This window comes from Paenibacillus sp. LS1 (assembly GCF_026013365.1).
In the GTDB taxonomy this organism is placed as follows: domain Bacteria; phylum Bacillota; class Bacilli; order Paenibacillales; family Paenibacillaceae; genus Paenibacillus.
Window position 1 is genome coordinate 1,235,422 of the sequence record NZ_JAPDOE010000001.1, and the last position, 23,420, is coordinate 1,258,841.

The window sequence follows — 23,420 nt, forward strand, 5'->3', positions numbered from 1 at the left end:
TGCTTTATATTATTTCTTGTCTGCTGCCGTTTCCTGAATAATAGCCACGACCACTTGAGACAACTTCACAATATCTTCGGCACGAATGCGTTCTTTGGTTGTATGAATATCCTCATACCCTACCGCCAGGTTCACTGTCGGAATGTCGAATCCGTTAAAGATATTGGCATCACTGCCACCACCGGAAGCAAACGTACTTGTCTCCAGCCCAACACTGCGGATGGCACGCTGTGCAAGTTGTACAACTTCGTGTTCATCATGGAAGCCAAATGCAGGATACAGGATCTCACTTCTGAATTCAGCCGTTGCACCGTATTTGCGGCATGTCGTTTCCAGTGCTTCACGCATCTGTGCAACTTGCAATTCAACTTTCTCCTGCACAATACTGCGAGCTTCCGCTTCAATCTGCACAAAGTCACATACCACGTTGAGTGCTGATCCACCCTGGAATTTACCAATGTTCGCGGTTGTCTCATCATCAATTCGTCCAAGCTTCATGGCTGCAATGGCTTTGGCTGCAACCTGAATGGCGCTGATCCCGTCTTCCGGATTCACGCCAGCATGAGCAGACTTCCCATAGATGCTCATTTGAATTTCAGCTCTCGCTGGTGCAGCAACACAGATCGTGCCTACAGCTCCGTTGGAATCCAGCGCATAACCGAACTCGGCATCGATATCCTTCGGATTCATGGCACGTGCACCCACCAGTCCAGACTCTTCGCCGACCGTAATGACAAATTGAATTTTACCATGTGGAATCTTGTTTTCCTGGATCACACGAATCGCTTCGAACAATGCCGCAATACCTGCTTTGTCATCTGCTCCCAGGATTGTTGTTCCATCACTGCGAATCCAGCCATCTTCACCCAGTTCAGGCTTAATCCCCTGTCCCGGCGTTACGGTGTCCATATGACATGTGAAAAAGATCGGTGCAACACCTTCTGTTCCTTCGGCTTCCCAGGTAATGACGAGGTTTCCGGCGCCATGTCCGGTTTGCTCCATGGTGTCATCCTCATAGACATGAAGACCAAGCTCTGCAAACTGTTCTTTTAACATCTTCGAGATGTTCTGTTCGTTTTTCGTTTCACTATCAATCTGTACCAGTTCCATGAACTGATCGATAACACGTTGTTGTTTAATCATAGGACTTTCCTCCCTCTCGTGGATACGGTACAATACAATTACTATGGCTTGTTTACTTTGTTGAAAGGAGTTCTCTCATCATGCAAAAAAAGAAATGGTTCAAAATCATCATCTATCTCATGCTGATCGCCATGATCGGGTCCACCCTTTTCATAGCTCTCGAACCGTTACTGTTCGGATAGCAACCTGAAGCCTTTCGATAGTCTGTTTACAGACGTTGAAGGGCTTCTTTTTCGCTAATCCAATTAATTTGATATGGAAAAATACGATTAAAGTATGGAACAATCTCGCGCGCTACCTGTTCCACTGCATAGGACTTACCCGTTATATCCTCCAATGAGGTAACGCCATACTGCTCAATCCCACAAGGAACAATCCCCTGAAAACCAGCATGTTGAATGCCTGAGGTAATGTTAAAAGCAAACCCGTGACTGGTCACGAAACCGCGGCGGTGTTTACAACGATTAAACTTGATGCCGATCGCAGCAATCTTCATATCGCCAATCCACACACCCGTGTAACCCTCTTTGCGTCCGGCTTCGATGCCCTGGTCTGCGAGATAATCCATAAGTACCTGCTCAAGTTTCCGTAAATAGCCGTGCAGATCCAGTTCTTCATCCCGACCAAGAATCAATAACGGGTAGCCTACCAACTGGCCCGGACCATGATAAGTAATATCACCGCCACGGTCAATTTGAAACAAAGAGATCCCTTGCTCACGCAACTCTTCCGGACTGAGAAGCAGATGCTCCGGATGATTTTGTGAACCGATCGTATACGTTGGCGGGTGCTGTAAAAGCAGCATCTGCTCCGCTCCCTCGCCCTCGTCCAATCGCTGCACAATCGCTTTCTGGCGGTTCCAAGCCTCTTCATAATCAAGCATCGGTATGTATGCAACATCCAGCGGCTTGCTCATGATTTCCCCACACCCTTCTGCTTGATGTTCAATGTAAGATTGAGCACCTGTCCGTAGACAGCCGGAAAAGTGCACGGCCTGCGGCACATACACTTTCCCGTCCTTCATCTATTGAACATTTTGCATCATTCATTTTCAAACGCTCCCGGGTACAAGTTCTAGACGAATAGAACCATTTGAATCTATAACTTGATGATTGGAAACCGCTCTTTGGATTGATGCAAAATGTCTAACTTAATATACCTTGGTTTCCATGGTGTAACCTTCCAGATTTTCTTTGACACGTTGCAAGAAACGTCCGCTGATTACGCCATCCAGGATTCGGTGATCCAGCGACAGACACAGGTTAGCCATCGAACGAACGGCGATCATATCATTAATCACCACTGGCTTTTTGACAATCGACTCGAATGTAAGAATCGCTGCCTGTGGGTAGTTAATGATTGGCTGCGACAGGATCGAACCGAATGAACCCGTGTTGTTCACGGTGAACGTACCACCCTGCATATGGTCAAGCTTCAATGTACCCTCACGTGTTTTGCGAGCCAGCTCATCCACTTCACGAGCCAGACCTGCGATATTTCGCTGATCGGCATGTTTGATTACTGGTGTAAGTACGGAGTCTTCGGTTCCTACTGCCATGGACAAGTTAATGTCCCGTTTAACGATAATTTTGTCGACTGCCCATACCGAGTTCATGATCGGATAGTCTTTAATCGCATTAACGACTCCCTTCATCATGAAGGACAGATATGTCAGATTGATGCCTTCCTTACGCTTGAACTCATCCTTGAGTTTATTGCGCAGCATCACGAGATTCGTTACATCTACTTCGATCATCGTCCATGCATGCGGGATTTCAGATACGCTTTGACGCATATTCCGGGCAATCGCATTACGCACAGGGGTAACATCGATGAAATACTCCGATCTTCCCTGCCCCCCACCTTCCACTTCGATCTGTGGAATTTTCGGACTTTCGGTTAGATGAATGCCTGAATGTCTCACAGGAACACCAGCATCGGACGCTGAGATCGCTTCTCCGGCGGTTAAACCCATTTCTCCATTTCCACGATTCACTCCGCTGAATGGAGAAGCAGACGGCACACCAGAAGGTGCATGCTGTACTGCTACTGATGCTTGTGCCGACAATCCAGCCGCGTTACCACCCTGTGCAACAAATGCCAACACATCTTTGCGGGTAATCCGACCACCTGCTCCAGTGCCCTGAATGCTTTGCAAGTTCAAGCCATGCTCTGCTGCCAAGGATTGCACTGCCGGGGAATACCGATTTCGCATCGGCTGGTTAGGATCATGTCCTGCTGTATTTGAGGCAACAACAGGAGTATGGCTCGCATGTTGCTGAACTTGCTCCTGTTGCTGCGATACTTGTGTTACCTGCTCGGCCGCTTCTTCGTCGGAAGCAGCGACTTGCATGCGGCAGATTGCTTCACCAACAGCAATCGTTGTGCCCTCTTCCACCAAAAGGTCACCCATAATTCCATCCACAGTGGATGGAATCTCGGCATTGACTTTATCAGTGATTACTTCACAGATCGGCTCGTACTGTTCCACGCGGTCGCCCGGTTTTTTCAACCATTTGCCTATGGTAGCCGAGACCAGCGATTCCGCCAATTGCGGCATAATGACCTCGATCCATTTCATACGTTCAGCCATTTGATTATCACTCCAAACTTTACTTTTAAACGATCCAAAAAACGAAATTAAAACTCGGCAAGAGTACGCATTGCTGCTTTGGCTTTGTCCTTGCTCAGCATGTAGAACTTCTCTAATGTTGGGCTAATTGGCATGGCCGGCACGTCAGGTCCGCAGAGACGCTGAATCGGTGCATCCAGTTCAAACAGACATTCCTCGCTAATAATAGCGGCAACTTCGGCACCTACACCACCGGTTTTGTTATCTTCGTGTACAATCAGCACTTTGCCTGTCAGACGAGCGGAAGCAATAATCGCTTCACGATCCAACGGTTGCAATGTGCGCAGATCGAGAACGTGTGCTGTAATGCCTTCTTCACGCTCCAGCTCCTCAGCAGCCTGCATGACAAAATGCAGCGGCTGACTGTAACCGATCACCGTAATATCCGCACCTTCACGAAGTACGTTGGCTTTACCAATCGGAACGATGTAATCATCTTCTGGCACATCTTCCTTAATGAGCTTGTAACATTTTTTATTTTCAAAAAAGAGTACCGGGTCCGGGTCGCGAATGGCCGCTTTAAGCAGTCCCTTAGCATCGTATGCTGAGTAGGGAGCTATAATTTTCAGACCAGGTGTACCAAAGAAAATTGATTCCGGACATTGGGAGTGATACAACCCACCGAAGATTCCGCCACCAATCGGCGCGCGGATAACGATCGGGCAACTCCAGTCATTGTTGGAACGATAGCGAATCTTCGCCGCTTCACTAATGATCTGGTTCGTTGCCGGCAGCATGAAGTCCGAATATTGCATCTCGGCAATCGGCTTCATGCCATACATCGCTGCACCAATGGCTACACCTGCGATAGCGGATTCGGACAAAGGTGTATCCATGACACGCATTTCGCCAAACTGATCTTGCAGCCCTTTAGTTGTGGTAAACACACCACCTTTGAGACCTACGTCTTCACCAAGGATAAAAACATTTTCATCCCGTTCCATCTCTTCTTTCATCGCGAGACGGATTGCATCAATATATTCCATCACTGCCATACTTACCGTCCCCCTTCTTCGCTGTCCGCATAAACGTGCGTCAGAGTGTCCTCAGGTTTAGGATATGGCGCGTTGTCTGCATATTCAGTTGCTTCTTTCATCTCCATCGCAAGCTGGGAAGCCAGATCCGCATCCCGGGCTTCGTCCCAGATGCCGCAATCGATCAAGTAGTTCTTCATGCGAGGAACGCCATCTTTCTTCCAGTTCTCCTCAACTTCCTCTTTGGTCCGGTAAGCCAGATCATTATCGGAGGTGGAATGAGGTGACAACCGATACATCATCGCTTCAATCAGTGTCGGGCCTTCCCCGGCTATGGCACGGCGACGTGCTTCCTTCACTGCAGCATATACTTCTAATGCATCGTTACCATCTACACGTAGTCCGGGGAACCCGTATCCTTGTGCTCGATCGGATATTTTGCCGCTCAACTGTTTGTGAATTGGTACCGAAATTGCATATTGATTGTTCTCACACATAATAATGACAGGCAATTTATGCACACCTGCAAAGTTGGCTCCCTCATGGAAGTCACCCTGATTGCTTGATCCTTCGCCAAACGTAACAAAAGAAACAAATTCTTGCTTCTTCATTTTGGCAGCCAGTGCAAATCCAACAGCGTGCGGAACCTGTGTTGTAACCGGGCTGGAACCCGTCACAATCCGCAGCTTTTTGTGACCGAAGTGACCGGGCATTTGCCGACCGCCACTATTCGGATCTTCTGCCTTCGCAAAAGCAGACAACATCAACTCACGCGGAGTCATGCCTACCGCCAGTACAAAGCCGTAATCGCGGTAATAAGGTAAATAATAATCGTGATCCCGATCCAGACCAAAAGCAGCGCCTACTTGCGCAGCTTCCTGTCCTACACCGGATACGTGAAAGTTAATTTTGCCAGCCCGTTGCAAGAGCAAGCAACGCTCGTCAAACTTGCGCGCGAGCAGCATGTATTTGTACATATCCAATACTTCACCATCGCTAAGTCCCAGCTGTTGATGCCGGTGGACCGCGTCTGCAGTACCTTGTGAACTCATATGAGGTACCTCCTTTTAATCAGAGCCTATGCCATTCTTACTACCCGATCTTATAACCTGGTACTAAGACTTGGCTTAACCTTATTATAATCCCTTTTACCCAAAAAAGGAAAGGACCTTTCTCATAAGCCTGTTTGGCTTACATTCCAATGGCCTTTCCATCGACCGCGAGCATGGCTTCACCCATGATTTCCGACAGAGAAGGATGTGGATGAATGGTTTGTCCGACTTCCCAAGGTGTGGCATCCAGCATCTGAGCCAGAGAAGCCTCAGCAATCAATTCCGTGACATGAGTGCCAATCATATGTACCCCCAATATATCATTCGTCTTGGCATCTGCGATCACCTTCACGAATCCATCCCGACTTCCGTGAATGAGCGATTTGCCAATGGCCGAAAATGGGAACTTGCCTGTTTTGAGTTCATAGCCACGTTCTTTGGCTTCACGCTCGGTGAATCCGATGCTGGCTGCTTCTGGGCGTGTATACACACAACGCGGGATGCGATGGGATTCTACGGCATGTACAGTTTCTCCCGCCAGATGATTGACAGCGAGAATACCTTCATGACTTGCAGCATGTGCAAGCTGTAGACCGCCGATGCAGTCGCCAATGGCGTAAATGTGACCTTCGCCGGTTTGTAACTGTTGGTTCACAGCGATGAAGCCGCGTTCCAATTTGATATCTGTATTTTCCAGTCCGATATTTTCCACATTGGCCTGACGTCCAACCGATACGAGCATTTTCTCCGCTCTCAGCGTTTCCTGCTTATCGTCACCAAGCTGCACATCAATCCGGATGCCCTCTTGATCCGTGCTATATGTTTCCGTTAAAACCTTGGCGCCGGTGAGGAAACGAACACCTCGCTTGCCAAGCAATCGCTGCATCTCTCTGGCAACATCTTCATCCTCGGCAGGCAACACATGCGCAGCTACTTCAACCACAGTGATTTCAACGCCAAAGTCATTCAGCATGGATGCCCACTCCAGTCCAATCACACCCCCACCGACGATGATGAGTGATGCAGGAAGTTCATCCATACGCAGGGCTTCGTCACTGCTCATAATAAACTTGCCGTCCGGTTCCAGGCCCGGCAGCACACGTGGACGCGAACCAGTGGCAATAATGAGATTGGTTGGCACAACCGTATCCATCTCGCCATCTTCGAACTCTACAGCGACTGCTCCGCTCTGCGGGGAGAAGATGGATGGTCCGATAACGCGACCGTTCGCGTGTACGACCTGAATTTTATTTTTTTTCATCAAATATTGAACGCCCTGATGAAGCTGCTCCACAATCGCATCCTTGCGCGCCTGTACTTTGGGAAATACAAGGGTAGCTCCAGCTGTTTCGATACCATACGTTTCGCTCTCCTGAATCTCGGCGTACACTTCCGCGCTTTTGAGCAAAGCCTTACTTGGAATACATCCACGATGCAAACAGGTTCCGCCAAGCTTGTCCTTCTCAATAATAACGACCTGTTTCCCCAGCTGTGCAGCCCGGATCGCGGCTACATATCCACCGGTCCCTCCTCCAAGTATTGCAACATCACATGTAATTGGCATCTCTCATGCTCTCCTCTATGAATCAAATTTCAATATAATTTATTAAATGATGATAGCTTGAATCTTGGTTTGGCTCATACCCTCTATATGCCATTGTACTCTCCTTGAGCGGTCAACTCAAAGTTTGACGCAATCACACATGGACAGCCTATGCATTCCAAGCTATGATGGAATCAGGTATGATCTGTAAGCGTAACCTTTATTTAATGTCGACTTTGGCAGAAAGGGTATAATGCTCATGAATACAAGATTAGTCTTTGCGCGATTTTTGGCGATTGTTGTTCTGGTCATTCCCGGTTTAATGGCAATGAAGGGTTTTCTGATGATGAAAGATGCCCTGTTCCTATATTATGCCGAGCACGGGAACGAACTGATCTCACCAGGTTTCCAGTGGCTTTCCTTTGCCGGTGGACTTGTCCTTTTCGCGGCAGGTATGAGTTTTCTGGGAGGCTGGATCCTGTTCCGTGACCGCAAGCGTAATTATGTAGGCCCCCGTTTCCGGTCCAAAAGTGTATCCGAAAAAGCAGAGACGCCCGGAAGGACTCCATGAGTCCGGGCTTTTTGTGTGTCTATACAACACATACCGACAACCTTACATAGACAGGATGGATCATCATGGTATCATTTCTAATCACGTTACAACGACTGCTCAAAGGCATTTTCCATGCGTTCAAAGACCCCAAGTTTCTGGCTCTGTTCGCGTTAACGGCAGCAACACTGCTGTCAGGCACTTTGTTTTACACTCGTGTTGAAGGTCTTCACTGGATCGATGCGTTATACTTCTGTGCGGTTACTTTGACTACGGTGGGACATCCTGATTTTGTGCCATCCACCGGATTCAGCAAAGCCTTTACTGTGATTTACATGTTTGCAGGCATTGGCCTCACCTTTGCCATGATTGCCAGAATTACAGCAGGTATTCTATTCCCTCGCAAATTAAAGACAGAAGAGGACCCGGAGTAATCTCCGGGTCATTCGTATAAGGCATCCCGCAGTTTGGTAGACATACGTGATTCTTTGGAAGAAGACTTTAAGATCGTTCTGCGCAACGTCAGGTTACTTGCCTGCAGTCGCTCCGCTTCTGCGAACAGTTCTGCAAATAAGGCCTGCGCCGCTTCATCCAGAGATGCCTGCTCTTTCAAGCTTTCATATCGCTCTTGAAGTGATGTTAATGCTTCACTCATCGTAAACACCTCTTTTCATAACTCCTACTAACAGCTGCCGGAACCAATAGCTTAACAATCCATATAGTAACACAAAGCTGCACAGATTAGTTCTGGCTCTTTCCAAAGATTTTGTGGTACTCTGTAATGGTCGCTTTTTTTGTTGAATCCCGTATGTGAGAGGAGTAGCAGCACCGTGCAAACAGGACGTATTACCGTAATTACTGGACCCATGTTCAGTGAAAAATCCGGTGAACTCATTCGCCGTTGTCAGAAATTAATTCAATTTGGCCGTAAAAAGGTTGTGGCCTACAAACCAGCCGAGGATGATCGGTTTGCCCAGGACGAGATCGTGAGCCGAATTGGTTATCGACTCCCTGCCCATTCCATTCCCCGGCAATTAACTCCGGAATCCGTAGAAATGATCCTGAACCAAACCATAGATGCTGATGTTGTTGCATTTGATGAAGTACAATTTTTCAGCAGTGCCATTATGGAACTCGTCTCGGAGCTAGCTTATTGTGGTAAACATGTCATTGTGGACGGACTTAATATGGATTACCGTGGTAAGGAATTCGGATATGTCGGCGGTTTGCTCGCCATGGCAGATGACATTGAGAAACTCTCGGCTTTCTGTGCCGTATGTGGCAGCCCGGATGCTGCCTTTACGCAACGTATCGTCAATGGGGAGCCCGTTACCTTGGGTCCGGTGGTCATGATTGGCGATTCAGAAGCTTACGAGCCACGCTGTCGTTGCTGCTTCATTCCTCCTCACAAAGTTGAATGTTCATCATAATTTCTAAGAGATCTCTGAGATCCTCCAAAAAGCCCTTTTGGGCTTTTTTTGTTTGTCGCAGTGAACCAATGCACAAAAAAGCACCGCTTTGCAGCGATGCTTACAGGATCACTTCCCGCTAGTCTCGGGAAACAAAATATTTGTTGGTCATGTAGTAAGCGTCACCACGCGACGTTTCCACCATTCCTTTTTTAGCATCCAAAAATACAATCTCTTTACACTTCGTGCAGTACCATTTCGTGCGCTTATATGGAGATTCCGTCACGTAAGCCGTGCCGCATTTACAATCAATCTTCATTAATAACTCGGTTGATTTATAAGCACTGGACAAGCGTTCCAGGTTATCCTGCTGCTGTGTAGGCATAATGGTCTGCTGATAATCCGATAAATGATTCTGAACTTTAAAGTCTGCTACCAATCCTGCATTCAATCCAAAAAACTCCTTGCCGATTTCGGTCACGAAGCGCTTCTCATTTCTGTAGCAATCCAGCCACTCAATAATCTGCTTATTAGACAGTGGAACCGTACCCTTGATACCGCTGTTTAAGGTGTAGGTCATGATGTATAAAGTATCGTCTTGTCTACCTGAGTACATTAGAATCCTCCTTCGAATACATTTGCTAATGTACTACAAAAACGCGCATAAATCAAAGAATTGTTATTTCCTGAGCGCATCTCTTCTTATTAAATGGGGAACATTCCTCGTTCATCCGCCAAAGTCTTACAGGAACTGCATACACCTGAAACATTTCCCTGTGGAGCCGCATAATGCACAACCGATTTAACGTTTTTCTTACATATGGAACAGTAGTGCCTCCTTTCCTTTTTTGGGGTGTAGTCCGATAGCTTCACTACGTTTTTGTTTAGTCGGAATCGGTGTAAGAAGCCCGGCCATTTCATCTCGCTTCACTCTTTCTTGTTCGCCTACTTCGTAGTCGTTTTTTCTCTCTTGGCTAAAAATCATCGCGCCTTGTATTATGTATACGATTCCAAGTTGTGCATGCCTATCTCATAATCTATTCGACGTTTTGAGCGTTTTTCCTGTTTTTAATCTCTACACATATAAAAAAAACCGACATAACTTGCTTTCCTTACTTTCGGAAGAATAGCATTTCAGTCGGTTCCAACCTTATTTATAAAAAGTTCCCAGAACGTCCAGCTCTGGTGAGCGCTCAATTCGAAAAGGATAGATATATCCCTGATTCATTCGGGTAAATTTGCGGCTCCACAGGTCCAGTCCGGATGTGAACTGATAGGCCTGGTATATAAACTTGGAACAATAGTTGCGCTCAATGCTGTGCAGATTAGTCTGCAAACGGTAGAATTTCACCTGCTTGTAATGGTCCTGTACCCATCCGGCTGCCTTCATGCCTGCCTCATTCAGTCTGGAACGAAATACAATGAAGCGATCTCCTTCATAGAAACGTGTGAGATACCAATCTAATGAGTCAGCAAATACAGGCCCGTATGGGTGCACATGATACACTTTGCCGTCGAGACCGATAATACCCATATGTCCGGCGTAATAGGTGGATTCAGAGCTTGGCGTGTACACGATGTCCCCGGGCTCCAGCTTCATCTCTCCCAATGCGTTGATAGGCAAGTCCTGATGCAACCGTTTGGCTGCTGAACGTTCACGCCGCCCTTCAACCAACAAGCGATGAAGTGCACCGGCAAGTGCCAGGTACATTTCGGACCATTTGATTTTTTTCTTATCAGGTCGTTTGAACCACCGCTGGATGAAGGTGAAGCCTCGTTTTGGTTGTGAACCCTTCTTCATACGCTGCACTCCACTCTCATCTATTTATATAATAGTTGTCATTCTAAAGTTTCTCAGGCTTATTATAGACATTTGGTAGTGTATATTCAATTCGGAAGCCGTTAGTTCTGGTAAAATTATGCCTTCTTAGTACCCATTTTATGCAAAAAAAGATGACTCCGGAATGAACCCAAAGTCATCTTAATCGTATCCAAATGCAGACTTTTATTCTTCTACAACACCAAGAGCTTTATTTTTCTCCTTAAAGCGGCTGTTATGGGAAGAAACATAAGCCACTTTCTCCGCTTCAGGGTCCATGTAAAGCTTCGCACTGTTTACCGCGAGGGCTGCATCAGTGAAAGTACCCGCAATCAGGTAAAGTTTGCTACCATAATCTACAAAATCGCCTGCGGCAAATACGCCAGGAATATTGGTTTGCAATCTCTCTGTCGTCGTAACATGCCATTCGCCAAGATCAAGTCCCCAATCCCGGATTGGACCAAAATCACTCTTCATGCCATGGTTTACAATGACAGCATCCACTTCAAGCAGTTCAGTTTCGCCTGTGTCCACGTGTGAAATGGTCACCTGTTCAATCACATCGCCACTCAAACTATGCAGGGTCTCTACCGCATAAGGTGTACGGACATCTACAGAGGATTCTCTCATACGCAGTACATTACGCTCTAGTCCGCCAAAGCGGTCACGACGATGCACAACCGTAACTTGATCTGCCAGTGCTTCCAGTTCATTCGCCCAGTCTACAGCAGAGTCGCCTCCACCCGAGATCAGCACGCGCTTACCACGGAATGGCTCGAGTTCCTGCACCGTATAGTGCAGATTGCTAACCTCATAACGGTCTGCACCTTCAAGCTCCAGCTTGGCCATTTTATATATACCGTATCCGATTGCCAAAATGACGGTACGTGTCCAGTGTTGCTCACCTGTTGCAGAAGTTAACAGAATCGTGCCATCAGGTTGACGCTCAAATCCTTCGATCTGTTGTTCAAATACAAGGGTTGGCTCGAAAGTTCGTGCCTGTTCTTCCAATTGTTTAATCAGATCTTCACACAGAATTGGCGTCACACCCCCGACATCCCAGATCATTTTCTCCGGATAAAAGAGCATGCGACCTCCCAATCTGTCACGTGCCTCAATCAACTTGGTCTTCATATCTCGCATGCCGCTATAAAAGGCAGAGTACATGCCCGCTGGGCCACCGCCGATAATGGTTACATCATAAAGTTCCAACTGCTGATTCATATTAAAAATACCTCCGTTAATTCGATCCAGAACATCGAGTATTTGATATCGATTCTCATTATCACTTAAATCCTAGTGTAATGGTAATCTTATCAAATTACAATGGCTAAAAAACAAACATTTCTTGTACAAAAATCTTACGAACAACTCCGCTCTTAACTATTGCGCTCTTGGAGCCGCCAACAGCTTTTCAACGACAAAATCAAGTTGTTTATTGACTGAATAGATATCTGAATAGTAGAAGAAATCAAAATCAATCTCAATTAGGCGACCTTCTTTAACAGCCGGGATGCTACTCCATATTGGATCATCCGTAAGGTTATCAGCCCCTTCATACACCGAACGAAACACGTAGTCCCCGATATATTCAGGCAGTACTTCCATGGATAAATTGGAGCCTCCAGCTTCCGAAACTACATCAATTTTCTTTTGTACCACTTCAGGTGCTTTCATCCCCAAGTATTCATATAGTGCCTGAGATCCTCGGCCATACTGCTTGCTCTCTACAACGACCATACCTTTCAAACCGCCCTCCACAATGGAAACCGTTTTGTCCAATATGCCTGCATCTGCTAGTGTTTGCTTACTCTCTTCGACTTTGCTATTGAGATTATTGATTAATGTCTCAGCTTCCTGTTCTTTGCCAAAAACACTCGCTATACTCTGGAGCCTTTCTTCTGTTGTCATTTTCTCGTATGGAATATATACCGTAGGTGCGATATCCTTTAACAACGTATACGTCTCTTCTGAAGGAACAATGATCAGATCCGGATCAAGGTCAATGACAGCTTCAGGATTCGGTTCGAACCAGGTGCCTAGTGAATTTACACCTTCAAGCTCACTCTTGTAGGCAGCCCCGTTGAATACTTCAGATGTAGCAATTGGTTTAATTCCAAGCGCAACGACATCCCCCTGGAGATACAATACAACAACCCGTTTGGGATTGGCTGGAACAACTACGTCACCCTTAACCGTTGAGACTGTGCGTGTTTCATTGTCTTTGTTCGTCTGGCTTCCTGTGTCTGATGACACTGCCGTACTACTGTTATTGGAACTGGCACCCGTTCCTTCGCCAGCTGCTGGTGTTTGTGCTGTACCTGAAGAACAGGCTGCGAGGAGCATCGTTATGCTCAATAATGCAACCATGATCATACTGGAACTTGTTTTTCTTCTTTTCATTGGTGTAGACCCTCCGTCTATATATTGATAATGATTCTCACAATCAATATATCTCGACTTCCACCTCGGGCCAATGGACGATTCAGAGATTACCAATGGACGATCCTCTGTTCTCGCTTCTTCTCTCATCTTTCGTTGATACTGTATCGGAGAGATCCCCACATGTTTTTTGAAAATACGACTAAAATAATACACATCTGAATAACCCACTTCTGCTGCAATTTCACTCAGCGTTGCATCCGATCGCAAAAGAAGATTGCGAGCCTTAGCGATTCGGGTCTGAATTAAATAATCAATCGGACTGTAACCCGTCTGTCGTTTGAATTGCATGGATAAATGCCGGGAGCTATAGTTAAATTGTTCAGCTAGGAAATCAAGCGTGACCTGTTCTCTGTAATGGTTCTGTATATAACGAAGCGTTTGTTTCACCGGATCAGCAAGCTCTGTTTTGATCTCCTGCTCTGCCAGCTGAACCATCATTTCATGAATGAATTGGTAAAATAAACTTTTCGTATGAAGCAGATCCAGACTGCCAGATTGTACCCATGCACCTTCAAGCTCATCAAGGTAACGTAACAGTCCAAGTGGACTACTTGGCGTAAATCCATATTGCAAAGAGAACGGTGCAACCTCAGGCTGTGCCAATAACCACTTTTTGCGATAACTAGGAAAGGCAAGGAATGCTCTATAATAGAGCAGAATATATTCGAATTCTTCGTTGGTTTGGATATCCAGTGAAGATCCTTTCGCCCCATGAAGCATGTAAAATCGCTCTGCCTTGTATGTTTGTCCATCCAATTGAAGTTGAGCCGTTCCTCGAATCGTATATATAAAACCATTTGCTGGAAGTGTATAGGAACTCAGTTGTGCGCCTGCCTCCATAACGATCCGCCGTATATCCAGAACCTTAACAGCGGCATGATTCCAGCATTTCATCTGTTCGTCTAATTGCATCGAATACTCTCCAATCCCAGCACCCCCGTAACAAAGACCTTACGAAGTAAAGGTCATCATTCTGCCGAACATTCTTATAACATATGCGTAGCAGAGGTTCACTAATATTCCTTTCATTATAGATGATAATAATTTTCATTATCAACTGTAATTTGGGCTGGAATTGGATTTTATCTTATCAAGCGCAGGCTACATTTATTTTTGTCCAGATATCTTCGTAAACCACGCGGCCAATTCCTCGGTCTGATCCAATGTTGCAATCGGGTCAAAGTACCATGAACGATCCGGGCTCCAGATAAACACTCGATCATTCTTAACCGCATCCAGTGAACTCCAGACCGGTTTGGCTTTCAACTCTTCGAGGGTCAGATTATCTGCTGTTAGAATAATGTAGTCTCCGGCAAATTCAGGAATCGCTTCCGATGAAACTTCAACCAGTTGATCCTTCATTAAGATCTCTTTTTTATCTGCAGGAGGATTCAAACCAAGAGCGCTATAAACTGCCTGACCTCCTCGACCAAAATTATCACCAAAGGCCAATGGTCCTTTATCATAAAACTGCATGACCGATACTTCTGCCTCGGGATCAATCGCCTCACCAACGCGCTTCTTGGCATCTGCAATTCTTGCGTCATAATCAGCTAACCATGCCTCGGATTCTTTTTCTTTATTCAGCACTTCTCCAAAGTAGACGATCTCTTCATGGGTGTTTTTCAATTCCCCATAAGGAACAACCAGGGTAGGTGCAATTTTGCTAAAGGAATCAAATAAATCAGGATTACCTGTCACAATCAAATCCGGTTCAAGCTCCAACACCTTTTCCAGAGAGATGGTCTCATATTCACCAATATTCTGCACGCCTTCAAGTGATTCGATAAAATAAGGATTCTTCAGGTTCATCTCGGGTGTACCCACAGGCTTGATCCCCAGGGCAATCAGGCTTCCCAGATACAAGTCAACCACAATCCGTTTAGGTTCAGCGGGGATTGTTATATCTCCCTTCACCGTTGAGACTGTGCGTGGTTCAGATGTTTTGGTTTGATTATCCGCTGTTACTGTGTTTGTGGAACTTGACGCACTTTTGCTTCCGAATGCATCCCCGCTCGAATTACTGGTAACACCTGTTGAGCAGGCACTTAGCAGTAAAGTAAGACTTAGTAAAATGCTAAGCAGCATTCCCGTTCTTGTCTGTCTGTTCATATTTATTGACCCTCCATGCTTATATTGATAATGATTATCACCATCAGTATAAACATACCTTCCACTTCCTCCTCTGAAAATGTCATTTCGCGCCACGCCTGATGTCAAATCAGGCCAACACAGCGGTGCTGAGGTCTTTTCTTTGAATTGTAGAGGAGAAAGACCCGTATGTTTTTTGAACATACGACCCAAATAATATCCATCAGGGTAACCGATGCCGACTGCGATCTCATCCAATGTGGCGTCCGTTTGTAACAACATCTCCTTGGCTTTGAACAAACGAAACTGAATCAAATAGTCGATAGGACTATATCCCGTCGACTGCTTGAACTTTCGTGACAAACTCCTCGGGCTGGAGCCGATCATTTCTGCCAAACCATGCAGCGTAAGCGGCTCTTTGTATGATGACTCTACAATTTCAATGACTTTGCTGACCTGATCCACAGTACTCGGATAGCGATTGGATACACGAGGAATCTGTGATGATATCTGCTCCACAAAAGAATAAAACAAACTCTTGGCCTGAAAGTGCTGAATGGGGTTCTTTTGATCCCACAAAAAGTGCATCTGCTTCAATTGCTCATATAGAATGGTTGGCATATCGGGGGTAAACCCATAGTTCAATTGGAACGGATTGGTACGCTCCATTAACCTTCCCAGATCATTTCTCCCTCCACTAGGCAGACTCGCTTTGTACATCAAATAATATAAGCGCAATCCGGCTTCGCCGGCTTGAATACCCAACTTACTCCCTTTTCCCCCATGGAGAACATAAAAGCGGCTCACTTCATACGTTTGGTTGTCGATCGTCACTCCAGCCTCACCTTGAATGGTGAGTACAAAAGTACTTGTCGGAAATTTGTATTTCATCTCCTCATATGCCCCGAATTCCATGTAACGGATATCTATTATACTCACAGCAGCATAGTTCCAGAGGATATAATAATCATTCCACATTTTGCTAACCCATCTCCGTCTACATAGATTGTGTCTGAACTTCCACTCACTGATTGATAACCATTATCAATTATTATGATGAAGTACGCAATACAACCGACGTAATTGAATGCACTCAGACGAAAAAGAGCTATTCAAATCCTTCTCTTAACATCCGATATATGTAAATAGAACCATGATAAAGAGTAGAAGGAGAACAGAGGATATGAATTCAATCTCATCTGCAACCAAAAGCAGTTTCACTCCCGGGAATCAAGTCTCCAGTCGGGATAAAGAAATTCAGGGACTCATGCAGCAGAAGATCCGGCTCAATGAAGAAATGCAAAGTGTAAAAACCAATGACGAATTAGATACCAAGACCAAAGCTCAGCGGATTAAATCCTTAACAAGCTCCATATCCCAGATTGACAGCCAGATTGCGCAAATTAAAGCTGAAGAATTGCAGGAAAAGAACAAATTGAGACAGCCCGAAAAGACTCAACAGCAACAACCCAAACCAATCGACGAGGCACAAGCCCCTTCACTGGATCATCTCATTAAGAATAGTCAGACTTATGATCAATTGGGCAAGTTAGTCGGTTTGCGTGATCGTATGCAGGGCACCATTCAGACCACCGAAGGAGAAACCCGCTTCGACCGACTTGTTCTGGAAATCAATGCAGACAAAGATGCAGGCAAATCAATGATGTTGGAAAATGCAGAGCGTACCGTCTTTCAGGCAAAGCGAGAGGTCGTCCAGGACATTAATGCGCAGTTGAACAAGGTCAACCAGAAGATTGGAGAACTGGTGGAAGAGATCCATCAGCCCGCACCTAAAGAAAAGGTACAACCTCCTAGCTCTGCAGCATCTGGGAAAGAAGATCAGGAAGTAAATGAGGGAAAGAAAACGGGAAGTAAGGAGAAGGCATCCGATGGCGGAACCGCAGATCTGGAATCCGGAAACCGCCTGCAAACTCCGGCTGCTGCATCTGCTGCTAATTCATATCCATCCGTCGATATTCGAGTCTGAGTACCACATTGATCAAACATATTATTATGTATACATAATGAGGTTGAAGGTTAAAGTCGTTCGTTCGCTACACAATCTTTGACTCGCATCCAATGATAGAACCGCTATTACAGGTGACTAACTCCTGATAAGTAGCGGTTTTTCTGTATTTTAACGTTATGGGTATTCATGCGAAGCCTAGGCTTCCGAAGAAGCTTTCATACAAAAGGCTTTTAGATTCACTTCTTCAGGTTCCTTCTGCCCTATTCGTTCTCGTAATCTTATTTCTAACACGGATTACTGACGGTATCATTTGCACAGATGATGCTTCCGGCAATCGCCTTACAACTTTTTTTGATCCGTGTGGCCTCATCAATTATCTGATCTATGTTTTCATAGTTTTGCTTGCTGTTGGTTACAACGGCGATCGATACCGACACGAGAGGAATGGGCCGATTCAGCCCGGAGCGTCCTTCCCCCAGAACATATTGATGAAGCCAATCATGTTCGTTGTAGAACGTCTTTTTCATTTCCTCAAAACCTGAGATGACTTCCTCACTAATATGTTTGTAATCATGGTGATTCAGGATCGTAATAAAGTCATCACCACCGATATGTCCAAGAAAAGCTTCAGGAAAAACAAAAAGCTTGCGAAGCAAGTTAGCTGTCGCCTGAATAAGCTGATCCCCCATTTTGAAGCCGTAGCTATCATTGTAGGATTTAAACTGATCAAGATCGACGTACAGTACGCTAAAATGGTCCAACTGAAGAGCCTGAGACAGCCTTTCGTCTATGATATGGTTTCCTGGAAGGCCTGTTAGCGGGTTCATAAAAATCGCCATTTCGGCCCGTACATCAGCAACTGCAAGCAGCAAACGTCGAATACTCACAGCTCCAAAGAAACTTTCCCCTGAGGTGACCAGCACAAGATCATATATTTCCCCTTCATCTCGGTCCATGGCGAGAACACTGACATCTGTAATCTGTTCGGAATAATCCACCACCAGTGCCTGCGTGTTCATCACCAGTTCTACAGGGCGTCCCATATACAGATTATATCCATACTGTGTGCCAATCTGCTGAAAGAATCGGGGTCGCATCATTAACGATACCCCCTTCTCCCCCATAACAGCTATACCTTCCAGATGAGGATTGGACTTGAAAAGATGATAGACGATATCGCATTTTGTATCAGATTGTACTACAGGAATTGGTTCAGCAATCTCGCCTATTTGCGTAAACATACTATTCTACTCCTCTATTCGTAGCATCTAATCCATACTTCCAAATATATATGTAGGTCTTTATCAATGGTCACATCGTACCACTTTCTACTTGAAAAAGCGTTAACTGAAGGTAAAAGTTTATATAAAATAGTTTTCATCCCCATGATCTGTATTATTTTGTTATGCAAAAATACCGTCAATTATTGGATATCTTTAATCCAATAATTGACGGTATTCGCTCGCATTATTACATAAATTTATCGGCATGAAATGAACGAATTCAGATATAGGCGGCCAAAATTCATTTGGCTAGAATCTAATCTAAACTTTCCTTGCCGGATCACTACTCCTGACCCTTTCAGCTTACCTTATGCTCAATTCTCAGCTTGTCAGCGACCATCGCGATGAATTCCGAATTTGTCGGCTTCGACTTGCTGATATTGATCGTGTAGCCAAACAAGTGGCTGATACTGTCGATGTTACCGCGAGTCCATGCCACTTCAATGGCATGACGGATCGCACGTTCGACGCGGGACGGCGTTGTTTTGAATTTTTCGGCAATCGCCGGATACAGTGTTTTGGTGATGGCTCCCAAAATTTCGATATTGTTGTATACCATCGTAATCGCTTCGCGCAAATACTGATATCCTTTAATATGCGCAGGAACGCCGATTTCATGTATGATGGACGTGATGCTGGCATCCAGATTTTTGTGTTTGCCCATTGGCACGACATTGGATTTCATGAACATGGATGATCCGCTGCTTGTGGACATCGCCGTCTGTGTTCCCACCAGTTGACGCACACGATTCGCGAGCACTTCCATGTCAAACGGCTTAAGAATGTAATAGGAAGCTCCGAGTTGCACGGCACGCTGTGTGATATTCTCTTGTCCGAATGCCGTAAGCATAATGACTTTAGGCTGTGGAGACAGGTTAAGGTTGCGCAAGCGCTCAAGTACACCCAGTCCATCCAGATGAGGCATGATAATATCCAGAATCAATACATCCGGCACATCCCGAGTTTGCTCCAGCAATTGCAGTACTTCTTCTCCATTGTATGCAATACCGGTTACTTCCATATCTTCCTGTTCAGATATATATTCGGCAAGCAAATTCGTAAATTCACGATTATCATCGGCCAGCAATACCTCAATTTTTTGCAAAACGGTATCCTCCTTTAAATTAAACATCGTTTCGTACATTTCCTTACAGGTTAAATTTTCGACACAGCAAGTTAAATTCCTCCTGTCGAAAATTATTTTTCTTTATTTTTTTTTCTTGATCCTATATAATAAATAATTTATTTCATTATCCGATAAATTATGTTTGCTTTCGACAAAAAAGAACCTCAGGGCTGTTTAGCCAGCCTTGAGGTTCTTATCGTTTTCCTTTTTCATCATCACGCCAGCATCTTGTAACATCCATTCAATGAAGCAACCGTAACCCGATTTCGGATCATTGACAAATACATGAGTAACTGCACCAATCAACTTACCATTTTGCACAATGGGGCTCCCGCTCATCCCTTGAACAATGCCTCCGGTCTTATCCAGCAGTTTCGGGTCCGTGATTCGAAGTACCAAACCTTTAGTCGCTGGCTCGGATTGATCTGCTACATGAACAATGTCAATCGAGAAACGTTCAACTTGTTGACCGTCAACCACGGTAAGTATTTCGGCCGGGCCTTCCTTTACTTCATGAGAGAAAGCGACGGGAATGCCTTTCGAATACAGACTGTGCTCAGGATTTCCGGACATTTTACCAAAGATGCCAAAAGCCGTATTGCGTTCAATATTGCCCAAAATCTTGCTTTCCTTGAGGAAATGAGCACGTTTTTCACCCGGATCACCAGTCTCACTCTTCGAAATTGACGTTACATTGGATTGAACGATCTGACCACTACCCACAACAATAGATGTCTGTGTGTTCATGTCTGTTATGACATGGCCTAGTGCGCCATATACGCCCTGGTCGGGAGCATAGAAGGTAAGTGTGCCAACACCAGCTGCGGAATCGCGAATGTACAAGCCAAGCCTCCACGCTTGATCCTCGGAGTCGTATGCTGGAGTTAATCGTGTCTTGACCGTTTCCTTACCACGCTTCAATACTACATCGATGCCTTTTTTACTTTTGCCTGCAAGTTCAACGGCTTCGGAGACACCTGCTACGCCATCCAGACGTTTACCATCCATATGCGTAATCAGATCTCCCAGCTTAATGCCCGCTGTTTCTCCGGGCGATACGCGCTCATCCTGTCCGGAACGGACCAGATGATGCCCGACCACCAGAATGCCCGCCGATTTAACTTTGACGCCAATGGTTTGACCCCCGGGTACAACACGCAAATCCGGAATCACATTCACATGCACTGTTTTTACCGGAATTTTACCCCACAACTTTAACGTTAATTTGGCATGTCCCGTTTGTTGGGGGTGAAGATGCAAAGGTTGTTGACTGGTAACATGCATCGCTGCCTGATCATCCAAACCAACGATATCAGGACGATCTACAACGGCGCTGGAAGCAGCGGGTACAGCGAGCCTGACATCAGCTTGCCTGCCAGCAAACACCTGCAATTCATCGGGCAGTGAAGCATAACTTTGCACAGGCTGAACAGCCTGGCTAATCACACAAAGAAAGAAGGCAAATAAAAGACCTAGCAATTTCTTCCTGAGGGGGGAATTCAATGGCTGTCACACTCCCTTTGCTTCTTTCGCTTGACGAAAGGTGGTCGCCAATTGCGTACCTATAAGATAACCTCGCCCCCAGGCTTTTATTACTGTCAATCATTACGCCAGCCGTTCGTTTCACCCTTTTTTGGCTTCCGCCAAATTCAACATTTCCTGTGCGTGATGCAACGTTTTTTCTGTAATTTCCACGCCACCAAGCATACGTGCCAATTCCTTCACTCTGCCTTCGTCTGACAGCGATTCCACCTGCGTCATCGTCCGTCCATCGTAAACATGTTTCTCGATGAGATACTGATGATCTGCCATACAAGCCACTTGTGGTAAGTGAGTTATTGAGAAAACCTGACAAGTCGAAGACAAGCGGAACAGTTTCTCCGCAATGGATTGCGCTGCCCTACCGCTAACGCCTGTATCGACTTCATCAAAGATCAACACAGGTATCCGGTCATGTCGTGCAAAGATACTCTTCATCGCCAGCATCATTCTCGACAACTCACCGCCTGAAGCAATCTTGCCCAGTGGTCGCAGCGGCTCACCAGGGTTCGGTGAGATCAGGAATTCCGCGTTGTCCGCACCCTGACGATTCAGACGAATTCGGCGTCCATTCCATTCAATGCCCTTCGGATCTTCGAATGGAGTAATCTGAACACGCAGTGTAGTTCTCTCCATCTGCAGATCCTTGAGTTCACTTTCCACCTGTGCAGCAAGTTCCTCGGCGCACTGTTTGCGAACTTTGCTGAGTTCTTCAGCAGACTCCATCACAAGGTTAAGCATTTTGTCACGTTCAGCTCGCAATTTCTCCAGCCGTTCGTCCTTGTTCTCCAGCTGGTCCGTTTCATGGCTAATCTGATCATAATAACTCAGAATAAGTTCCACACTGTCCCCGTATTTCCGTCTGAGGCCAGAAATCAGGTTCAGCCTCTGCTCCACTTCTTCCAGCCTTGCGGGATTAAATTCGATCTTCTCCCGGTAATCCCTTAACTGGAATGTCGCATCTTCCAATTGATAAAATGCCGATTGCAGCTGCTCTACAATCGGTTGCAAACCTTTGCTATCGTAGCCAGAGATGTCTTCAATTCTAGAAAGAGCAATGCTCACAGCTTCAAGCCCGCGTTGACCACTGAGCAGATCATATGCACCAGCAACACTGTCCATCATTTTCTCACTATGGGATAGTTTGACCCGTTCTTCCCCGAGTAATTCATCCTCACCTCGTGTAAGGCTTGCGGCTGCAATCTCTTCAAGCTGAAAGCGATACATGTCCAAGAGTTGATATGCACGCTGACTCGACTCCTGAAGCGCACGAAGTTCTTTTTCCGCCGTGATAAATTTGCTGTAGCGCTCCTGGTACTTCGCTTTGATCGGTCCGATGACTTCCGAGCCATAGGTGTCTAGAAGCCCCAGATGGCTCTCAGCCCGCAACAAACTCTGATGTTCATGTTGTCCATGGATATTGATCAGCTTCTCGCCAACTTCTCTCAGCATCGTCAGATTGACCAATTGCCCATTAATGCGGGACGTACTCTTCCCCTGCGTATTCAGCTCACGCCGAATGACCAAATGCTCTTCCGGCTCACAATGGATTCCCAGCTTCTCTAACGTCTGCCATACCGGATGACTCTGCTCCATCTCGAACAGGGCTTCCATCTCTGCCTTCTCACATCCATACCGGATCAGATCCGCTGAACTGCGCCCACCGGCAATTAAGCCAAGTGCATCTATAATAATCGACTTACCCGCACCCGTTTCCCCTGAAAGTACATGAAACCCCGGATGGAATACAACGTCCACTTCTTCCACCACAGCCAGATTGCGAATCGATAAAGTAACTAACATCTGCAAAAACACCTCCGGATGACTAACTCAGAAATTATGTTT

Annotated in this window: 21 protein-coding genes; 5 read left to right on the top strand and 16 right to left on the bottom strand. The window is 45.9% G+C overall.

Annotated elements, in window-relative coordinates; all coding sequences use genetic code 11:
• Positions 1-9: 9 nt before the first annotated feature.
• Positions 10-1,143 carry a M20/M25/M40 family metallo-hydrolase gene (locus OM416_RS05315; RefSeq protein ID WP_264927674.1) on the bottom strand — a complete coding sequence of 378 codons (1,134 nt, stop codon included), beginning with the start codon at positions 1,141-1,143 and terminating at the stop codon, positions 10-12.
• An 80-nt stretch (positions 1,144-1,223) separates the two neighbouring features.
• Here OM416_RS05315 and prli42 point away from each other — a divergent pair, with 80 nt between their 5' ends.
• A complete protein-coding gene (prli42, locus tag OM416_RS05320) occupies positions 1,224-1,325 on the top strand; it encodes a stressosome-associated protein Prli42 (RefSeq protein ID WP_017687624.1) in 102 nt (33 codons plus the stop codon).
• 26 nt (positions 1,326-1,351) lie between these two features.
• On the opposite strand, the gene lipB is transcribed toward prli42, so the two are convergent.
• The 5 genes from lipB to lpdA form a co-directional block, all read right to left on the bottom strand.
• Positions 1,352-2,059 (bottom strand): lipoyl(octanoyl) transferase LipB, encoded by a 708-nt coding sequence (lipB, locus tag OM416_RS05325; protein ID WP_264927677.1) that lies wholly within the window; start codon positions 2,057-2,059, stop codon positions 1,352-1,354.
• A gap of 234 nt (positions 2,060-2,293) precedes the next feature.
• The gene (locus OM416_RS05330; protein ID WP_264927679.1) at positions 2,294-3,736 is read right to left on the bottom strand and encodes a dihydrolipoamide acetyltransferase family protein; all 1,443 of its coding nucleotides are present in this window, start codon (positions 3,734-3,736) and stop codon (positions 2,294-2,296) included.
• A gap of 47 nt (positions 3,737-3,783) precedes the next feature.
• The gene (locus OM416_RS05335; RefSeq protein ID WP_017687621.1) at positions 3,784-4,770 is read right to left on the bottom strand and encodes an alpha-ketoacid dehydrogenase subunit beta; all 987 of its coding nucleotides are present in this window, start codon (positions 4,768-4,770) and stop codon (positions 3,784-3,786) included.
• Between the two features lie 2 nt (positions 4,771-4,772).
• Complete coding sequence (locus tag OM416_RS05340) at positions 4,773-5,801, bottom strand: thiamine pyrophosphate-dependent dehydrogenase E1 component subunit alpha (protein ID WP_036607878.1); 1,029 nt, start codon at positions 5,799-5,801, stop codon at positions 4,773-4,775.
• A gap of 139 nt (positions 5,802-5,940) precedes the next feature.
• Positions 5,941-7,365: a dihydrolipoyl dehydrogenase gene (gene lpdA, locus OM416_RS05345; RefSeq protein WP_264927683.1), complete on the bottom strand. Its 1,425-nt coding sequence runs from the start codon at positions 7,363-7,365 to the stop codon at positions 5,941-5,943.
• A gap of 232 nt (positions 7,366-7,597) precedes the next feature.
• Between lpdA and OM416_RS05350 the strand changes: the two genes are divergently transcribed.
• Both OM416_RS05350 and OM416_RS05355 read left to right on the top strand, forming a co-directional pair.
• Complete coding sequence (locus OM416_RS05350) at positions 7,598-7,915, top strand: DUF2627 domain-containing protein (RefSeq protein WP_264927685.1); 318 nt, start codon at positions 7,598-7,600, stop codon at positions 7,913-7,915.
• Between the two features lie 65 nt (positions 7,916-7,980).
• A complete protein-coding gene (locus OM416_RS05355) occupies positions 7,981-8,328 on the top strand; it encodes a potassium channel family protein (protein WP_062835249.1) in 348 nt (115 codons plus the stop codon).
• A gap of 8 nt (positions 8,329-8,336) precedes the next feature.
• Here OM416_RS05355 and OM416_RS05360 read toward each other — a convergent pair whose 3' ends face one another.
• Positions 8,337-8,549, bottom strand: a complete 213-nt coding sequence (locus OM416_RS05360; RefSeq protein WP_264927688.1) for a hypothetical protein — start codon at positions 8,547-8,549, stop codon at positions 8,337-8,339.
• Between the two features lie 175 nt (positions 8,550-8,724).
• On the opposite strand from OM416_RS05360, the gene OM416_RS05365 reads away from it, so the two are divergent.
• The gene (locus OM416_RS05365; RefSeq protein ID WP_062835251.1) at positions 8,725-9,324 is read left to right on the top strand and encodes a thymidine kinase; all 600 of its coding nucleotides are present in this window, start codon (positions 8,725-8,727) and stop codon (positions 9,322-9,324) included.
• Positions 9,325-9,442: 118 nt separating this feature from the next.
• On the opposite strand, the gene OM416_RS05370 is transcribed toward OM416_RS05365, so the two are convergent.
• The 5 genes from OM416_RS05370 to OM416_RS05390 all read right to left on the bottom strand — a co-directional run bounded on the left by OM416_RS05370 (position 9,443) and on the right by OM416_RS05390 (position 16,549).
• On the bottom strand, positions 9,443-9,919 hold the full coding sequence (locus OM416_RS05370; RefSeq protein ID WP_017687614.1) for a hypothetical protein: 477 nt from the start codon (positions 9,917-9,919) through the stop codon (positions 9,443-9,445).
• 534 nt (positions 9,920-10,453) lie between these two features.
• Positions 10,454-11,104, bottom strand: a complete 651-nt coding sequence (locus tag OM416_RS05375; protein WP_264927692.1) for a hypothetical protein — start codon at positions 11,102-11,104, stop codon at positions 10,454-10,456.
• A gap of 204 nt (positions 11,105-11,308) precedes the next feature.
• Entirely contained in the window at positions 11,309-12,346 is a 1,038-nt protein-coding gene (locus OM416_RS05380; protein WP_264927694.1) for an NAD(P)/FAD-dependent oxidoreductase, read from the bottom strand.
• A gap of 159 nt (positions 12,347-12,505) precedes the next feature.
• A complete protein-coding gene (locus tag OM416_RS05385) occupies positions 12,506-14,479 on the bottom strand; it encodes an AraC family transcriptional regulator (RefSeq protein WP_264927696.1) in 1,974 nt (657 codons plus the stop codon).
• A 195-nt stretch (positions 14,480-14,674) separates the two neighbouring features.
• Positions 14,675-16,549 carry an AraC family transcriptional regulator gene (locus OM416_RS05390; protein ID WP_264927698.1) on the bottom strand — a complete coding sequence of 625 codons (1,875 nt, stop codon included), beginning with the start codon at positions 16,547-16,549 and terminating at the stop codon, positions 14,675-14,677.
• Positions 16,550-16,841: 292 nt separating this feature from the next.
• Here OM416_RS05390 and OM416_RS05395 point away from each other — a divergent pair, with 292 nt between their 5' ends.
• Positions 16,842-17,645 (top strand): hypothetical protein, encoded by an 804-nt coding sequence (locus tag OM416_RS05395; protein ID WP_264927700.1) that lies wholly within the window; start codon positions 16,842-16,844, stop codon positions 17,643-17,645.
• Between the two features lie 266 nt (positions 17,646-17,911).
• Here the strand turns inward: OM416_RS05395 and OM416_RS05400 are convergent, their stop codons facing one another.
• From OM416_RS05400 to recN, 4 genes are all read right to left on the bottom strand, one after another.
• Positions 17,912-18,868, bottom strand: coding sequence for a GGDEF domain-containing protein (locus OM416_RS05400; protein ID WP_264927702.1), 957 nt, complete (start codon positions 18,866-18,868; stop codon positions 17,912-17,914).
• 340 nt (positions 18,869-19,208) lie between these two features.
• Positions 19,209-20,015 carry a sporulation transcription factor Spo0A gene (gene spo0A / locus OM416_RS05405; RefSeq protein WP_062835258.1) on the bottom strand — a complete coding sequence of 269 codons (807 nt, stop codon included), beginning with the start codon at positions 20,013-20,015 and terminating at the stop codon, positions 19,209-19,211.
• 195 nt (positions 20,016-20,210) lie between these two features.
• Complete coding sequence (spoIVB, locus tag OM416_RS05410; RefSeq protein WP_264927705.1) at positions 20,211-21,539, bottom strand: SpoIVB peptidase; 1,329 nt, start codon at positions 21,537-21,539, stop codon at positions 20,211-20,213.
• 120 nt (positions 21,540-21,659) lie between these two features.
• On the bottom strand, positions 21,660-23,378 hold the full coding sequence (recN, locus tag OM416_RS05415) for a DNA repair protein RecN (RefSeq protein ID WP_062835260.1): 1,719 nt from the start codon (positions 23,376-23,378) through the stop codon (positions 21,660-21,662).
• Positions 23,379-23,420 lie beyond the last annotated feature (42 nt).

Excerpts from the sequence above, each read along its gene's own strand:
- OM416_RS05375 (WP_264927692.1), bottom strand. The coding sequence starts at position 11,104 with ATGAAGAAGGGTTCACAACCAAAACGAGGCTTCACCTTCATCCAGCGG.
- OM416_RS05360 (WP_264927688.1), bottom strand. The coding sequence starts at position 8,549 with ATGAGTGAAGCATTAACATCACTTCAAGAGCGATATGAAAGCTTGAAA.
- OM416_RS05355 (WP_062835249.1), top strand. The coding sequence starts at position 7,981 with ATGGTATCATTTCTAATCACGTTACAACGACTGCTCAAAGGCATTTTC.
- prli42 (WP_017687624.1), top strand. The coding sequence starts at position 1,224 with ATGCAAAAAAAGAAATGGTTCAAAATCATCATCTATCTCATGCTGATC.
- OM416_RS05400 (WP_264927702.1), bottom strand. The coding sequence starts at position 18,868 with ATGTTTACGCAAATAGGCGAGATTGCTGAACCAATTCCTGTAGTACAA.
- OM416_RS05390 (WP_264927698.1), bottom strand. The coding sequence starts at position 16,549 with ATGAAATACAAATTTCCGACAAGTACTTTTGTACTCACCATTCAAGGT.
- OM416_RS05380 (WP_264927694.1), bottom strand. The coding sequence starts at position 12,346 with ATGAATCAGCAGTTGGAACTTTATGATGTAACCATTATCGGCGGTGGC.
- OM416_RS05315 (WP_264927674.1), bottom strand. The coding sequence starts at position 1,143 with ATGATTAAACAACAACGTGTTATCGATCAGTTCATGGAACTGGTACAG.
- OM416_RS05385 (WP_264927696.1), bottom strand. The coding sequence starts at position 14,479 with ATGCAATTAGACGAACAGATGAAATGCTGGAATCATGCCGCTGTTAAG.
- OM416_RS05395 (WP_264927700.1), top strand. The coding sequence starts at position 16,842 with ATGAATTCAATCTCATCTGCAACCAAAAGCAGTTTCACTCCCGGGAAT.
- OM416_RS05340 (WP_036607878.1), bottom strand. The coding sequence starts at position 5,801 with ATGAGTTCACAAGGTACTGCAGACGCGGTCCACCGGCATCAACAGCTG.
- recN (WP_062835260.1), bottom strand. The coding sequence starts at position 23,378 with ATGTTAGTTACTTTATCGATTCGCAATCTGGCTGTGGTGGAAGAAGTG.
- lpdA (WP_264927683.1), bottom strand. The coding sequence starts at position 7,365 with ATGCCAATTACATGTGATGTTGCAATACTTGGAGGAGGGACCGGTGGA.
- lipB (WP_264927677.1), bottom strand. The coding sequence starts at position 2,059 with ATGAGCAAGCCGCTGGATGTTGCATACATACCGATGCTTGATTATGAA.
- OM416_RS05335 (WP_017687621.1), bottom strand. The coding sequence starts at position 4,770 with ATGGCAGTGATGGAATATATTGATGCAATCCGTCTCGCGATGAAAGAA.
- OM416_RS05350 (WP_264927685.1), top strand. The coding sequence starts at position 7,598 with ATGCTCATGAATACAAGATTAGTCTTTGCGCGATTTTTGGCGATTGTT.
- OM416_RS05330 (WP_264927679.1), bottom strand. The coding sequence starts at position 3,736 with ATGGCTGAACGTATGAAATGGATCGAGGTCATTATGCCGCAATTGGCG.
- OM416_RS05370 (WP_017687614.1), bottom strand. The coding sequence starts at position 9,919 with ATGTACTCAGGTAGACAAGACGATACTTTATACATCATGACCTACACC.